Origin of the sequence: Geminicoccus roseus DSM 18922, assembly GCF_000427665.1 — a bacterium.
GTDB classification, from domain to species: Bacteria; Pseudomonadota; Alphaproteobacteria; order Geminicoccales; family Geminicoccaceae; genus Geminicoccus; species Geminicoccus roseus.
The window spans coordinates 3,445,864-3,461,003 of sequence record NZ_KE386572.1; the positions used below are offsets into that span (position 1 = coordinate 3,445,864).

A 15,140-nucleotide genomic window follows, 5' to 3' on the forward strand; every position below is an offset into this window, starting at 1 on the left:
GCCTTGAACCTCTATCCGCGCGACATGGTGGGCTATGGCCGCTCGGTGCCGTTCGCCGACTGGCCGGGCGGGGCCCATGTCGCCGTCCAGTTCGTGGTGAACTACGAGGAGGGCGGCGAGAACTGCGTCCTCCACGGCGACGCCGCTTCCGAGGCCTTCCTGTCCGAGATCGTCGGCGCCCAGCCCATCCAGGGCGCGCGGCACATGAACATGGAATCGATCTACGAGTACGGCTCGCGGGCCGGCTTCTGGCGCCTGTTCCGGATGTTCACCGAGCGGGAGCTGCCGGTCACCGTCTATGGGGTTGCCATGGCGCTCTCCCGCCACCCGGAGGCGGTGGCGGCGATGAAGGAAGCCGAGTGGGAGATCGCCACGCACGGCTATCGCTGGATCGATTATCAGAACATCCCGATCGAGATCGAGCGGGAGCATCTGCGCCTCGCGATCGACGTCCATGCCGCGGCGACCGGCAGCCGTCCGCGCGGCTGGTATCTCGGCCGCTGCGGGCCGAACACGCTGGGGCTGGTCTGCGCCGAGGGCGGCTTCGACTATTTCTCGGATTCCTATGCCGACGATCTGCCCTACTATGTGCGGGTCGGCCATCACGACCAGCTGGTGATCCCCTACACGCTGGACGCCAACGACATGCGGTTCGCGACGAACCAGGGCTTCAACTCCGGCGATCAGTTCTTCACCTACCTGAAGGACAGCTTCGACGTGCTCTACGAGGAAGGCCGCCGGGGTTCGCCCAAGATGATGTCGGTGGGCCTGCATTGCCGTCTGGTCGGCCGTCCCGGCCGGGCCGCGGCGCTGGCGCGCTTCCTCGACTATGTCCAGGGACATGACCGGGTCTGGGTCCCGCGGCGGATCGACATCGCCGAGCACTGGCTCGACCGGCACCCCCCCGCATGAGCACCGCTGCTCTCGGACAGGTCCTGATGGCCAGGCTGGACCAGCTCGGCCGGATCTCGGCCGACGACGGCCGGCTCAACCGGCAGCCGTTCACCCCGGCGCATCGGGCGGCGATCGATCTGGTTCGGACCTGGATGCACGAGGCGGGCATGACGACCCGCGTCGATCCGATCGGCAACCTGATCGGCCGCTATGAAGGTGCCGATCCGTCGGCGCCGGTCATGATGCTGGGCTCCCATATCGACACGGTCGTGGATGCCGGCCGCTATGACGGGCCGCTCGGCATCCTGGTCGGCGTGGCCGCGGTCGGGGCCCTGAACGAGGCCGGCGAGCGCCTGCCGTTCCCGGTCGAGGTGGCGGCGTTCTGCGACGAGGAAGGCGTCCGGTTCTCCACGACCTTCCTGGGGTCGAAGGCGATCTGCGGCACCCTGGATCCGGCCGTGCTGGAGATCCGCGACCGGGACGGGATCTCGATCGCCCAGGCCCTGGTCGCATTCGGCGGCGACCCTACCCGGCTGGCCGAGGCGGCCTATGCCCCGGGCTCGATCCGCGCCTTCCTGGAAGTGCATATCGAGCAGGGTCCGGTGCTGGAAGCGGAAGACCGTGCCGTCGGCATCGTGACCGCCATCCAGGGCCAGTCGCGGCTGGCGGTGGTCCTGGACGGCATGGCCGGCCATGCCGGGACGGTGCCCATGGCCCATCGCCGCGACGCGCTGGCGGGCGCGGCCGAGGTGATCCTGTTCGTCGAGCGCCGCTGCGCTGCCACCCCGGACCTGGTCGGTACGGTCGGACGGATCGACGCGCAGCCCGGTGCGGTCAACGTGATCCCCGGCCGGGCCTTGCTGACCCTGGACATCCGGGCGCCCAATGACGGCCTGCGCAGCAGTGCCGTGGAGGAGATCGTCCAGGCGATCCGGCGGATCGCCGCTGCGCGCGGCCTCGGCTGCACGATCGGCCGCGAGCACGACCAGCCGGCTGCGACCTGCGCCCCCAGGCTGCAGCGCTGGCTGGCCCAGGCGCTGCGCGCCGAGGGCCTGCCGGTGAAGTACCTGTCCAGCGGGGCCGGCCACGACACCATGGCCATGGCCGGGTTCTGCCCGGCGGGCATGCTGTTCGTGCGCTGCAAGGGCGGCATCAGCCACAATCCGCTGGAAAGCATCACCATCGACGACGCCGGTACCGCCGCGCGGGTCGTCCTGCGCGTCCTGCGCGACCTAGCCGATCCGAAAGCAAGAACATGAGCCAGATCGCCGACCTCATCGACGGCTTCCTGCAGGAGCGTCAGGCCGATGCCGAGCGCTTCCTGGCCGAACTGGTCAAGGTCCCCTCCGACAACCCCAAGGGGGATTGCGCTCCCCACGCGGCACGCGTGCGCGAACTGCTCGAGGAACTGGGGTTCCAGGTCGAGGCCGACGTGGTGCCGGCCTCGACGGTCCAGGCGAACGGGATGATCTCGGTCACTAACCTGATCGTCCGGCGGCGCTTTGGGGAGGGGCCGACCATCGCGCTGAACACCCATGGCGACGTCGTCCCGCCTGGCGAGGGCTGGAGCCGCGATCCCTATGGCGCCGAGATCGTGGACGGGGTGATGTACGGGCGCGGTGTCGCCGTGTCCAAGTCCGACTTCGCGACCTACAGCTTCGCGCTCCTGGCGCTGGAACAGGTTGCCGACCGTCTGTCGGGAACGGTCGAGCTGCACTTCACCTTCGACGAGGAAGCGGGCGGCGGCATCGGACCTAAGCGGTTGCTGGAGACCGGCCTCAGCCGGCCGGACCTGGCGATCGGCGCCGGGTTCGCCTATTCGGTGGTCACCGCCCATAATGGCTGCCTGCATCTCGAGGTCGAGCTTCTCGGCCGCTCGGCCCATGCCGCCCGGCCCGACACCGGCTTCGATGCCATGGAGGCGGCGAACTGGGTCCTGACCGCGCTGTATGCATCGCGCAAGAACCTGCAGACCCGCCGCTCCAAGGTGAAGGGCATCACCAGCCCGACGCTGGTGGTCGGACTGATCTCAGGCGGGATCAACACCAACGTGGTCCCCGACCGGGTCCAGCTGCGCCTGGATCGCCGGATGATCCCCGAGGAGCGTCCGGAGGACGTGGAAGCCGAGCTGCGCAAGCTGATCGAGAGTGCCGCCCAGAAGTTCCCCGGGGTCAGCGTCCGGATCCGGCGGATCCTGCTGGCACGGCCGCTCACCGAGCTTCCGGGTGCTGCACGGCTGGTGGAGCGGCTGACCACCCATGCCAGCGCCGTCCTGGGCGTGCCTGTCGGCGCGCAGGGCATCCCGCTCTACACGGACGGACGTCACTATACCGAGGCAGGTGTGCCCTGCGTCCTGTACGGTGCCGGGCCGCGGGACCTGCTGGAAGCGAACGCGCACCGGGCGGACGAGAAGTTGGTGCTGGCCGACCTGCATGCGGCGACCCGGGTAATTGCCAGAAGTCTGGCGGATCTTCTGGAGGCGTGAGTGCTCCTGGAGTATGTCTCGGATAGATCTGGTCGCCTCGTTGCCCAGCCTGTAGCTTGACGCTCGGACAGGCTGTGCGAAGACTGTCGCTTATCCAATCCAGGCTCAGCCACTTCGGCGGAATGCATCGCTCGTGAAGCGCCTATGGCTCTACTATTCGGCGGTCCGCGCCTTGCTGATCGGCGTGATCGCCACCGGCAGTGCCGGGCAGGCGCATGCGCAGGAGGCGAGCATTGAACTGTCCCCTGAGGACACGTTCTGGCTTGATGTGAAGGCTGCGGACACGCTGGAGGGATACCAGAACTATCTGCAGGCCTATCCGGTCGGCCGGTTTGCCAGCGAAGCGTTTCGGCGGCTGGTGGAACAGAGTAGGCTTGGCCGGCTGCCGTCGGGAGATGCTCCGCCCGAGCCGGCGGCAGGTCCCGGACTGGCCGGCATGTTGGCTACCGCGGACCTTTACTGAAGCCGTGATGCCTGGAACTGCAAGGGGGAGGGCATCGGTGGGCAAACGCAAGCTCTGGTCGCTGGCGGCACTGGCGGCACTGGTCTGTCTGCCGGTCGTGGCGCAGGAGCGTAAGGCACTGACCTACGTCGAGCCGGCAGGGCGCCCGTCCCAGCCGATCGACCTGACGGTGGCGCTGCCGGCCGACAAGGTGCGCGACCGGGTGAGGATGAATCTCGAGCGGGCCGGCCTGCAACTCGTCGCCACCGACCGGAACGACGTGGTGGCGGCCACCTATGCGGGCCGGGCCATGCCCTGGATCGATTGCGGCTGGATCTTCAGCTTCGAGCAGGGGCAGCGTGCCTCCCCCAAGCGGGTGGGCGGTGCGGCGGAAAAGGCCACCATCGTCGTGCGGCGCGGCGACCAGAGCCTCCAGATGGAACGGCGCGTCGTGCTGGATGCCCTGCTGGGCGTGACCGTGGAAGCCGAGGGCAACCGGGCCCGGGTGACCGGCAAGGTAACCTATGTGGTCACCCGCATGATCAGCGCCCCCAACGGCGAGAGCGAGATCTCGATGATCGACTTCCGTTCCGGCGAGACGGGCTCCTTCGACAAGGGCACCACTTGCCTCCCGACCGGACAGTTGGAGCGCCTGATCATCCAGGGGCTTCCACGGGCACGCTGAGGGACGGCGTGCGCCGGTTGGCCCGGCCATGACCGGTGGCATCGACCAGGGCAGCGCCCATTTGCCTGCCAATCCAGGCCCAGTCGTAGAGCTCGCCGGTGGCCTGCGCCTGCCCGGCCATTTCGTTCCGCACGCTCTCGTCGAGAGCGACCAGCCGCTCCATGGCCTTGCGCAGGCCGCCCGGTCGGTCGCAGGGATAGAGCAGCGCTTCACGCCCATCGGCGACGATCTCGGTGATTGCCGGAAGGTCCGGGGCAATGACGGGTCGGCCGAGCGACAGCGCCAGCATCAGGCTGCCCGACGTCAGGATCGCCCGGTAGGGCAGGGCGATGAAGTCGGCTGCGGCGACCAGGGACCCGAGATCGGCTTCCGGGAGGAAGCGGGCTGCCGACCAGATCCGCGACCGCACGTCCGGCGGCATCTGACCGATCTGCTCGTCGAGCGCGACGATCTGCTTTCCGGCGATCGCCAGTCGCAGGTTCGCCGGCGCCGCCGCGAACGCCTCCAGCAGGTCGTGGCCGCCCTTGTAGGCTTCGAGGCGGCCGAACAGGAGGACGACGATCTCCTGGTCGGACCACCCCCTCGCCGCGCGGATCTTCGCCCGGTCGATGCCGCGCGGATCGTGGAGCGGCCGGTAGTTCCCGTGAGGAAGCACGATAAGCTTCTGGAACGGGACTCTCAGTTCGCTGCGCACGGCCCGTGCCGCGGCCAGGGAATGGACATGGATCCGGTCGGCGAGGTCGGCCAGGGTCCGGCGCAGGGCCCGGTCGAGATCCGGATGAGTGCCGGCATGCGAGCTGCGGTTGTGCACCGTCCAGACCAGGCTTCCGCCGCGCGCGACGAAATCGCCGAGCTTGGCCAGGAACATGCGGACCGTCTGGCGGGCGGCGTCAGCGTCGGCGGCATGACGGTGGAGCACGTCCTCCCAGTGCAGGTGGAAGATCACCCGCTGCGTGGTCGAGGCGTGGTCGAGCAGCCGCAGCGCATCGTCGATGGTTCCCGGACGTGGATGCAGGTCCGCCAGGCGCCCGTAGAGAAGATGCTGATAGGGATTGGAGGCGGTATAGTCTGGGAAAAAGATCAGGTCATAAGTCATGGCAATGTCCGGCAATCGTCGTCGACATTAGGCCGTGCCTTCATGATCGGGAATGGCCTGCGCTCGACAAGCCCGCCGGAACCCGAGTAATGCGTCCCCGGCTATCGTCCCTCGGGATCCGACCACGTGGCTGACCTCGATCTTGTGCTGGTTGCCGATCCACGCATGCCCGGGGCCGAGGCGCGGGCGCTGGCGATGCTGGTGGACCGGCTGGCGGGGCGGGGCTGGAGCATCGGGTTGCTGCCCGTACGCTCGCCGTTGCCGCTGGCCTCCCGGCTGTTCGCCCGTCCCCTGCTGACCAGGATCGAGGCCGGCCAGCTGATCCTGGTCGACAGCGATCGCGAGGTCGGGACGAGGCTGTTGCTGGCATGGCATGTGGGGCCTTTGTGCGGCCCGCTGGATCGGCCGCCCAGGCTCCGAGCCGGCCACGCCATCCTCCGCTTCGAGCAGGTGCCTTGGCGGGATGGCGAGGTGGACCAGGCCTGCCTTGCCCGGATCCGCCGGCATTTCGGGGAACTGGCCGGCGGCGCCACGGTCGAGGAGGTCGCCGCCGATCCGGGAACCGCCGCCCTGCTCGGGCTGCCGGGCGAGTCATGGTTGCCGCCGGTCGTCGTGGGCGAGCCGTCCTGGCGTGGCAGCGGGTCCGGCCCGACCTTGATCGGGCGCCATGGCGGGGTGGGCAACGCTGCGTGGCCCATGAACCCGCTGGGCTTCACCCGGGCCTATCCGGCCCGTGCCGGCCTGCAGGTCGACCTGCTCGGGGCACCCTTGAGCGTTCTTCGCCGCCGGATCATCGCGCCCACGCTCTGGCTGCGCCTGCTGCCCCAGGACCACGAGCCGCTTGCCGCCTTCCTGGCCCGGCTGGACGTCTGGCATCTGTCGACCTGGCCGGGGCGGCCGCAGCCGGTCTCGGCGGAACTGGTCGAGGCGGCCGCCGCCGGCCTGCCCCTGTCGTTGCCGCGTGAGGTGGGGGGGTGGCCCGAGGACGCGGCATTCTTCCATCCAGGGGAGTTCCGGGAACTGCCGGCGGAGCCGGCGGTTCGAACCCGGCGCGCGATCGACTTCCTGCGCGCAGGGGCCGATCCGGCCGGGCTCGCCGACCGGCTGGCAGCACGGCGGACGGCGCCGGTCCGACCTGTTTCGCCGCCGGATGCGGTGCCGGGATCGCCTGCCGTGCCGCGGAGCACCCGGACCGTCCTGATGGTGTCGCCCAATGGGGTCGGCATGGGTCATCTGACCCGGCTTCTCGCCGTGGCCCGCCGGCTGCCCGCGAAGGTCGAGCCGATCTTCCTCACCATGTCGCAGGCGGTGGGCGTGATCGGCGACTACGGCTTCCATGGCGAGTACGTCCCCTACCACAGCTATTACGGCGGCGACGCCGACGACTGGAACCGGGGGCTCCTGGCCCGCCTGCGGGCCATGGTCGGCTTCTATGATCCAAGGGTGATCCTGTTCGACGGCAACATGCCTTACGCGGCCCTGGCCGATCTGCGCGGCCTGTGCCCGGAGCGGCGATTCGTCTGGCTTCGGCGCGGCCTGTGGCGGCCGGATGCGGGCAAGGTCGCCCTGGAGCGCAGCTCCATCTTCGACATGATCATCGAGCCCGGGGAGTTCGCGGCGGAGGCCGACCGCGGCCTCACCCGCACCCGGGGCGGCGGGGCGATCCGGGTGCCGCCGGTGACGCTGCTGGACCAGGACGAGATCCTGGACCGGGCGGCGGCCCGGGCGGAACTCGACCTCCCGCCGGACGTGCTGGCCGTGGCGGTCATGCTCGGGTCGCAGAACAATTTCGATTACGGGCCGATCCGGCGGACCATCGCCTCCCGGCTGGGCGGGCGGCCGCATGTCGTGATGGTCGAGGCGGAGTGGCTGATCAGCGAGAACAGGAACACGACCGCGCTGGAGGGTGCCCGCAGGCTGTCCGGCTATCCGCTCGCGCGGCTGTTCCGGGCGTTCGATTTTGCGATCAGTGCCGCGGGCTACAACTCCTTCCATGAGCTGCTCGCGATCGGCGTCCCGACGATCTTCGTGCCGAACGAGAACCCTTCCATGGACGAGCAGGAGGCCAGGGCGGCCTGGGCGGAGCGTTCCGGCCTGGGCGTGATGGTGCGGGCCCATCAGCTGGATCGGCTCTCCTGGGCGCTGGATGCGCTGCAGGACCCGGGGGTGGGCCCGCGCATGGCGGCCAATGCGGCGAAGCTGCCGGCCACCGATGGAGGGAGCGCCATCGCGCGGCTGATCGGCGAGCAGCTGGTGGCCCGGGACGTGGTGCCCCGTCCGCGTAACCACGCCCATCTGGCGCCGCACGCGGCCCCGCTTCTGGCCTGAGTTCAGAACTTCTCGCGGCTGCCCGCCTGGATCGCCTCGAGGAAGGCCGGGTCTGCCGCCCGGCCGAAGGCGATGGTCGTCACCGGCTTCCATTTCTGGCCGATCAGCCGGTACTGCGTCAGGGCATAGCCATGCCAGTCGCGGCGGTCATCCCGTTTCGCGCACACCGCCGGGTCGATCACCTGCTCGAACAGCGCCTTGGCCTGGCGGAACTGGGCGAAGTCCTGGCTGTCGGTGATGAACAGCGGCCGGGTCCTGGTCTGCCGGCATTCCGCCGTCACTGTTGCGATCACGTTGCCCAGCGCCTCGCCCTCCAGGCCCAGCACGGTCACCAGCACCGTGCTTGTTCCGGCCTGCTTGCCCGCAGGAAGCTTCGGCGGCACCGCGCTGTCCGGGGCCGGCGGAAGCTTGGCCGGTGCGGGCGCGGCCGGTGCCGCGGCGGGAACGTCCTCGGTCCGGCCTGGCCTGAGCAGGCCGAGCCAGCGGTCGACCTTCATGACGTCCGCAGGATGTCGTTGATCTGGCGCCCGGTGCGGCGGGCCAGGTCGGTGGCGTCGGAGGCGCACAGGTCCGAGGCCACCACCCGCCGTGTTCCGTCGTCCAGGTCGACCACCACCCGAAAGCGCGTCTCCTCCTGACCGATCAGCCCGCAGATCTCCTCGATGGTCACCGAGCGGACCAGGAGCGCCCGGACGGCCTCGCCATTGGGAAGAACCGCCAGCATGCCGGAAGCTGCCGGCTGGACGGGCGAGGCGAGAGGAGGAAATTCCGCCGACATCTCTGTCCGTGATCCTGCGAGAATGGCCATCGCACCCAATTCCAGTAGCACCTCGACCACCGCCCACTCAACGCATCCCGCGCTCGCTGGCAATCCGATCGTACGCTGCGTTGATGGCGGCTAGACGCTGGTTGGCCTTCTCGACGAACTCCTGCGGCAGGCCCTGCGCGACCAGGCGGTCGGGATGGTGCTCGCGCACCAGCGCCCGCCAGGTGCGCTTCACCTCCTCGTCGGTCGCCGCCCGTTCCAGCCCCAGCACCGTGTAGTGGTCGATGGTGGCGCCCGGTGGGGGAGCCCGGCGATGGGCGTCCCAGGAGAACATGTAGCGTGCCCGGATCGCCTCGAACTGGAACGGGCCGAAGCCGAAGATCGAGGCAACCTCACGCAGGAACCTGAGCTCGTTCTCATCGATGGCGCCGTCGGCGACCGCCACCTCGAACAGCCCGCACAGGAGTTCCTCCAGCACCGCCCGCTCGGTGCCGAACACGGCGGCCACCTGGCGCGCGAACGGCTCGAACCCGTCCGGGCTCTGCTTGGCCTCGTTGTAGACGGCGGCCACGTCGCCCACATCGGCATCGGAGATGTCGAAGATCCGCCGGAACGCGATGATCTCGTTCCGGTTTACCTGCCCGTCCACCTTGGCGAGCTTGGCGGCCAGGGTGACGATGGCGGTGGCGAAGGCGACCCGCCTGGTCTCCAGGATCAGGTCGAGATCGATGAACTCGGCGTCGCCGGCCATGGCCCGCTGCCGCCGGCGCTCCTTGATCTCGGCCAGCCACTGGTCGAGCGCGTGGCCGGCGATGCCGCCCAGGAGCGCCCCGATCCATTGCCCGACCAGGAAGCCAATGACGACGCCGATCACCTTGCCCCAGATAGCCATCGCATCCCGTGTGATCGTCGCCCAAGTTCGGTGTCCAGATAGGCAACGTGTCCCCGTTCGTCTATCCAGCCCGGGGTATCAGCACCGCATGGGACCGGAGACAGGCATTGGGTGAGCGTCGCTGGCAGTTCTGGATCGATCGGGGCGGCACGTTCACGGACGTGGTCGGGCGCGACCCGGCGGGGCGCCTGCATATCCACAAGGTGCTGAGCGAGAATCCCGAGCGCTACAAGGACGCGGCCCTCCAGGGGATCCGGGACCTCTTGGAGGTGGCGGGCGACCAGCCGCTGCCGTCCGAGCAGATCGACGCGATCAAGATGGGCACCACGGTGGCCACCAACGCGCTGCTCGAGCGCAAGGGCGTTCCGGTCGTCCTGGCGGTGACCCGGGGTCTGGGCGACGTGCTCCGGATCGGCTACCAGGCCCGGCCCGACATCTTCGCGCGGCACATCGTGCTGCCGGAGCAGCTCTACTGCCGCGTCGTGGAGATCGAGGAGCGGCTGCGTACAGACGGCACGGTCGAGCAGGAACTCGACGAAGGCCATGCGCGGGCGGGGCTGCAGGCTGCCTATGATGCCGGCCTGCGCGCGATCGCGATCGTGCTGATGCACGCCTACCGCTTCCCCGACCATGAGCAGGCGCTGGCGCGGATCGCCGCCGAGATCGGCTTCACCCAGATCTCGGTGAGCCACGAGGTCAGCCCGCTGATGAAGATCGTCGGTCGTGGCGACACGACGGTGGTCGACGCCTACCTCTCCCCGATCCTGGGCGACTACGTGCAGCGGGTGGCGTCGCAGACCGGCGATACCCGACTGATGTTCATGCAGTCCAACGGTGGGCTGGTCGACGCCCATCGCTTCCAGGGCAAGGACGCCATCCTCTCGGGCCCGGCCGGCGGCATCGTCGGCGCGGTGGTGACCGGCAGGCTGGCCGGGTTCGGCAAGCTCCTGGGCTTCGACATGGGCGGCACGTCGACCGACGTCACCCACTATGCCGGTCAGTACGAACGGGTGTTCGACACCGAGGTGGCGGGGGTGCGGATCCGCGCGCCGATGATGCACATCCACACCGTGGCGGCAGGCGGCGGCTCGATCGTGGTGTTCGACGGCGCGAAGTTCCGGGTCGGCCCGGAAAGCGCCGGCGCGAATCCCGGCCCGGCCTGCTACCGGCGTGGTGGTCCGCTGACGGTGACCGATGCCAACCTGATGGTCGGCAAGATCCATCCCGAGTTCTTCCCGAACGTGTTCGGGCCGAACGGCGACCAGTCCCTGGACAGCGACACGGTCCGCCAGAAGTTCGCGGCCCTGGTCGACGAGGTGCGCGAGGCGACCGGGGTCGAGCGCACCGCGGAGGAACTGGCCCATGGCGCGCTGGCGATCGCCGACGACAACATGGCCAACGCGATCAAGAAGATCTCGATCCAGCGCGGCTACGATATCGGCGGCTACACGCTGAACTGCTTCGGCGGCGCCGGCGCGCAGCATGCCTGCCGGGTGGCGGACCTCCTGGGCGTGTCCTCGGTGCTGATCCACCCGTTCGCCTCGGTGCTCTCGGCCTATGGGATCGGGCTGGCCGATGTTCGGGTCATCAAGCAGCGCTCGATCGAGCAGGAGCTGGATGACGCCGTGGTGACCCTGCTGGAGGGGGCGCGGGACGAGCTGGCGGCCGAGGCGCTGGCGGAGCTGGCGGCCCAGGACGTCGATACCGCGACCGCCACGGTCGAGAGCCGGGTGCACCTGCGCTATGCCGGGACCGATGCCGCGCTGGACGTGGCGCTGGCTGGCCGTGCCGCCATGGTCGCGGCCTTCGAGCAGGAGCACCGAGCCCGCTACGGCTTCGTGGTCGAGGGCCGCGGGCTGGTGGTCGAGCAGGTGGTGGTCGAAGGCATCGGCCACATGGAGCAGATCGACGAGCCGGAGCAGGAACTGGTCGCGCGGCGTCCGGACGAGCCGCTGGAGCCGGTCCGTACCGTCCGCCTGTTCACGACCGAAGCGCCCCACGCGCCCGCCCAGGGCTTCGATGCGGCGCTCTACGACCGGGGGGCCATGCGGGTAGGGGACAAGGTCGCCGGGCCGGCCCTGGTGGTCACGCCCACCACGACCGTGGTGGTCGAGCCGGGCTGGGAGCTGGTTATCACCGCCCGGGAACACCTGGTGCTGCACCGGGTGGTGAAGCTGGCGCGCCAGGCCGCGGTCGGCACCGATTCCGACCCGATCATGCTGGAGATCTTCAACAACCTTTTCATGACCATCGCCGAGCAGATGGGCTTCACCCTGCAGAACACTGCCTATTCGGTGAACGTGAAGGAGCGGCTCGACTTCTCCTGCGCCCTGTTCGATGCCAGGGGCGGGCTGATTGCCAATGCACCGCACATGCCGGTGCATCTAGGCTCGATGGGCGAATCGGTGCAGACCATCCTCCGTCTGCGCCGGGACGAGATGGGGCCGGGCGACGTCTACGCCCTGAACAACCCCTATAACGGCGGCACGCACCTGCCGGACGTGACGGTGGTGATGCCGATCTTCGATTCCGCCGGCGAGCTCCTGTTCTTCACCGCGGCGCGCGCCCATCACGCCGATGTGGGCGGGATCACCCCGGGCTCGATGCCACCGGACAGCACCCATATCGACCAGGAGGGGGTCCTGTTCGACAATGTCCAGATCGTGGCGAAAGGGCGGTTCCTGGACGAAACGGTGCGCTCGGTGTTCGCCAGCGGGCCATATCCGGTGCGCAACATGACCCAGTCGGTCGCCGACCTGCTGGCGCAGGTGGCGTCCTGCCAGCGCGGCGCCAACGAGCTGCAGGCGATGGTGGAGCAGTTCGGCCTGGAGGTGGTGCGCGCCTATATGGGCCACGTGCAGGACAATGCCGAGGAGAGCGTGCGCCGCGTGCTGGACGTGCTGACCGATGGCGAGTTCCGCTACGAGCACGACAACGGCACGGCGGTCATGGTGCGGATCACCATCGACAAGCAGGCCCGTACCGCCCATGTCGACTTCACCGGGACCAGCCCGCAGCAGCCGAACAATTTCAATGCGCCGGCAGCGGTGACCCGTGCGGCGGTCCTCTACGTGTTCCGGACGCTGGTCGAAGAGAACATCCCGATGAACGAGGGATGCCTGAAGCCGATCCGGATCACGATCCCAGAAGGCACGATCGTCAACGCCCGCTATCCCGCCGCTGTCTGCGCCGGCAATGTCGAGACCAGCCAGTGGGTCACCGACACCCTTTACGGCGCGCTGGGGGTGATGGCGGCAGCCCAGGGGACGATGAACAACTTCACCTATGGGAACGCCAAGTACCAGTACTACGAGACCATCTGCGGCGGCTCGGGTGCGGGTCCGGGCTTCGACGGCACCGCCGCGGTCCACACCCATATGACCAACTCGCGGCTGACTGATCCCGAAGTGCTGGAGCACCGCTACCCGGTCCTCCTGGAAAGCCATCGGATCAACCGGGGCTCGGGCGGCAAGGGCAGGTGGAAGGGTGGCGACGGCACCATCCGGCGCACCCGCTTCCTGGAGCCGATGACGGCCGCCATCCTCTCCAACCACCGGCGCATCCCGCCGTTCGGCGCGGATGGCGGCGAACCCGGTTCCGTGGGCGACCAGTGGATCGAGCATCCGGACAGCCGGGTCGAGAAGCTCAAGGCGGCCGACAAGCGCGAGATCGAGGCGGGCGACATCTTCGTGATCCAGACGCCTGCCGGAGGCGGGTTCGGAAAGGCTTCGTGATCTCCAAGGCCGACCCGCTCCGGGTCCTGCACGAAGTCTTCGGCTACGATCGCTTCCGCGGCGCGCAGGAAGCGATCGTCCGCCACGTCGTCGAGGGCGGCGATGCGCTGGTCCTGATGCCGACCGGTGGCGGCAAGTCGCTCTGCTACCAGGTGCCGGCCCTGTGCCTGGACGGGCTGACCCTGGTGGTGTCGCCGCTGGTAGCGCTGATGCGCGATCAGGTCGAGGCGCTGCGCCAGCTTGGCGTCGAGGCGGCGGCGCTGCATTCGGGCGTGCCCCTGGCCGAGCGGCGGCTCCTGGAGCGGCGGCTCGACCAGGGCGATCTGCGCCTGCTCTATGTGGCGCCGGAGCGCTTCCAGGCGGACGGCTTTCTCGACCGGCTGGAGCGCTGGCGGCCGGTCCTGTTCGCCATCGACGAGGCGCACTGCGTCAGCCAGTGGGGGCATGACTTCCGGCCGGACTATCTGGCGCTTTCGGTGCTGCACCAGCGGTTTCCGGAGGTGCCCCGGATCGCGCTGACCGCCACCGCCGACCGGCGGACCGAGCGGGAGATCGTGCAGCGGCTGGATCTGGGGCAGGGACGGGTGTTCCGCGCCAGCTTCGACCGGCCGAACATCCATCTGAGCGTGACGATCAAGGACAACCCCAAGCGTCAGCTGCTCGAGATGATCCGCACCCGGCACCAGGGGCAGAGCGGAATCGTCTACTGCCAGTCCCGCGCCAAGGTCGATGACCTGGCGGCCTGGCTGTCCGCCCAGGGCGTGGCCGCGACCGCCTATCATGCCGGTCTGGACGCGGACGAGCGCTCGCGTCGGCAGGACCGCTTCCTTGCCGAGGACGGCCTCGTCATGGTGGCCACCATCGCGTTCGGCATGGGCATCGACAAGCCCGATGTCCGCTTCGTGGCCCATGTCGACCTGCCCAAGAGCTTCGAGGCCTATTACCAGGAGATCGGCCGGGCCGGACGCGACGGCGATCCCGCCCATGCCTGGATGGCCTATGGCATGGACGACGTGGCCCGGACCTTCGCGCAGATCCGCAACGGCGAGGGCGACGACGACAAGAAGCGCAGCGACCGGCACAAGCTGGCCAGCCTGCTGGGCTATGCGGAGACGGCGCGATGCCGCCGCCAGGTGCTGCTGTCCTATTTCGGCGAGGAACTGGCGCAGCCTTGCGGGAACTGCGACGTCTGCATGGTTCCCGTGGAGGACTACGACGGGACCGAGCATGCCCAGATGGCGCTTTCCACGATCTTTCGCACCGGGCAGAGGTTCGGCGCCGGCCACGTGATCGACGTGCTGGTCGGCAACCGGACCGAGCGCGTCGCCCAACTCCATCACGACGAACTGTCGGTGTTCGGGGTCGGCCGGGCGCTCACCGCTGCCCGCTGGCGGTCGATCCTGCGTCAGCTGGCGGCGCTGCAGCTGGTCGTGGTCGACGTCGATGGTCATGGCGGCCTGCAGCTGTCCGAGACGGTGCGGCCGGTTCTCAAGGGCGAGCGGCGCATCGCCCTGCGGGTCGACCCGACCCGCGCCAAGGCGCGGAGCGACCGGCCACGGGACGACCATCCCTTGTCGGGTGGCGAGCAGGAGACGTTCGCGGCGCTGCGCCGCTGGCGGATGAGCGAGGCGCGGGCGCAGGGCGTGCCGCCCTACGTGATCTTCCATGACGCGACCCTAGCGGCGATCGCACGCACCCGGCCGCGCAGCCTTCGCCAGCTCGCGGAGATTCCGGGGGTCGGTGCGACCAAGCTGGAGCGATATGGCGACGGTGTCCTCGCCGCTCTTGAGGAAAGCGCCTGACCGCTGGTCAATCCTG

At 69.2% G+C, this 15,140-nt stretch carries 12 protein-coding genes; 8 read left to right on the forward strand and 4 right to left on the reverse strand.

The features are described 5' to 3' along the window. Positions 1-24: 24 nt before the first annotated feature. From puuE to GEMRO_RS0117255, 5 genes are all read left to right on the forward strand, one after another. The gene (puuE, locus tag GEMRO_RS0117235; protein ID WP_322100068.1) at positions 25-912 is read left to right on the forward strand and encodes an allantoinase PuuE; all 888 of its coding nucleotides are present in this window, start codon (positions 25-27) and stop codon (positions 910-912) included. Further along, on the forward strand, positions 909-2,153 hold the full coding sequence (locus tag GEMRO_RS0117240) for an allantoate amidohydrolase (RefSeq protein WP_027135007.1): 1,245 nt from the start codon (positions 909-911) through the stop codon (positions 2,151-2,153). Before puuE ends, GEMRO_RS0117240 begins: the two co-directional genes overlap by 4 nt. After that, complete coding sequence (locus tag GEMRO_RS0117245; RefSeq protein WP_027135008.1) at positions 2,150-3,379, forward strand: M20/M25/M40 family metallo-hydrolase; 1,230 nt, start codon at positions 2,150-2,152, stop codon at positions 3,377-3,379. Before GEMRO_RS0117240 ends, GEMRO_RS0117245 begins: the two co-directional genes overlap by 4 nt. Positions 3,380-3,512: 133 nt before the next feature. After that, positions 3,513-3,842: a hypothetical protein gene (locus GEMRO_RS0117250; RefSeq protein ID WP_027135009.1), complete on the forward strand. Its 330-nt coding sequence runs from the start codon at positions 3,513-3,515 to the stop codon at positions 3,840-3,842. A 37-nt stretch (positions 3,843-3,879) separates the two neighbouring features. Further along, entirely contained in the window at positions 3,880-4,506 is a 627-nt protein-coding gene (locus GEMRO_RS0117255; RefSeq protein WP_027135010.1) for a hypothetical protein, read from the forward strand. Here the strand turns inward: GEMRO_RS0117255 and GEMRO_RS0117260 are convergent. Further along, complete coding sequence (locus GEMRO_RS0117260) at positions 4,478-5,602, reverse strand: glycosyltransferase (RefSeq protein WP_157505620.1); 1,125 nt, start codon at positions 5,600-5,602, stop codon at positions 4,478-4,480. The two genes, GEMRO_RS0117255 and GEMRO_RS0117260, sit on opposite strands and share 29 nt — an antisense overlap. 126 nt (positions 5,603-5,728) lie before the next feature. Between GEMRO_RS0117260 and GEMRO_RS35690 the strand changes: the two genes are divergently transcribed. Next, a complete protein-coding gene (locus tag GEMRO_RS35690) occupies positions 5,729-7,930 on the forward strand; it encodes a glycosyltransferase (protein WP_051329175.1) in 2,202 nt (733 codons plus the stop codon). A gap of 2 nt (positions 7,931-7,932) precedes the next feature. Here the strand turns inward: GEMRO_RS35690 and GEMRO_RS0117270 are convergent, their stop codons facing one another. From GEMRO_RS0117270 to GEMRO_RS0117280, 3 genes are all read right to left on the reverse strand, one after another. Beyond that, positions 7,933-8,427: a hypothetical protein gene (locus GEMRO_RS0117270; RefSeq protein WP_027135012.1), complete on the reverse strand. Its 495-nt coding sequence runs from the start codon at positions 8,425-8,427 to the stop codon at positions 7,933-7,935. Then, positions 8,424-8,708 carry a hypothetical protein gene (locus tag GEMRO_RS0117275; RefSeq protein ID WP_027135013.1) on the reverse strand — a complete coding sequence of 95 codons (285 nt, stop codon included), beginning with the start codon at positions 8,706-8,708 and terminating at the stop codon, positions 8,424-8,426. Before GEMRO_RS0117275 ends, GEMRO_RS0117270 begins: the two co-directional genes overlap by 4 nt. A 67-nt stretch (positions 8,709-8,775) precedes the next feature. Then, positions 8,776-9,588, reverse strand: coding sequence for a TerB family tellurite resistance protein (locus tag GEMRO_RS0117280; protein WP_027135014.1), 813 nt, complete (start codon positions 9,586-9,588; stop codon positions 8,776-8,778). Between the two features lie 107 nt (positions 9,589-9,695). Here GEMRO_RS0117280 and GEMRO_RS0117285 point away from each other — a divergent pair, with 107 nt between their 5' ends. Further along, on the forward strand, positions 9,696-13,322 hold the full coding sequence (locus GEMRO_RS0117285; RefSeq protein WP_035485513.1) for a hydantoinase B/oxoprolinase family protein: 3,627 nt from the start codon (positions 9,696-9,698) through the stop codon (positions 13,320-13,322). Then, on the forward strand, positions 13,319-15,124 hold the full coding sequence (recQ, locus tag GEMRO_RS0117290) for a DNA helicase RecQ (protein WP_027135016.1): 1,806 nt from the start codon (positions 13,319-13,321) through the stop codon (positions 15,122-15,124). Before GEMRO_RS0117285 ends, recQ begins: the two co-directional genes overlap by 4 nt. Positions 15,125-15,140 lie beyond the last annotated feature (16 nt).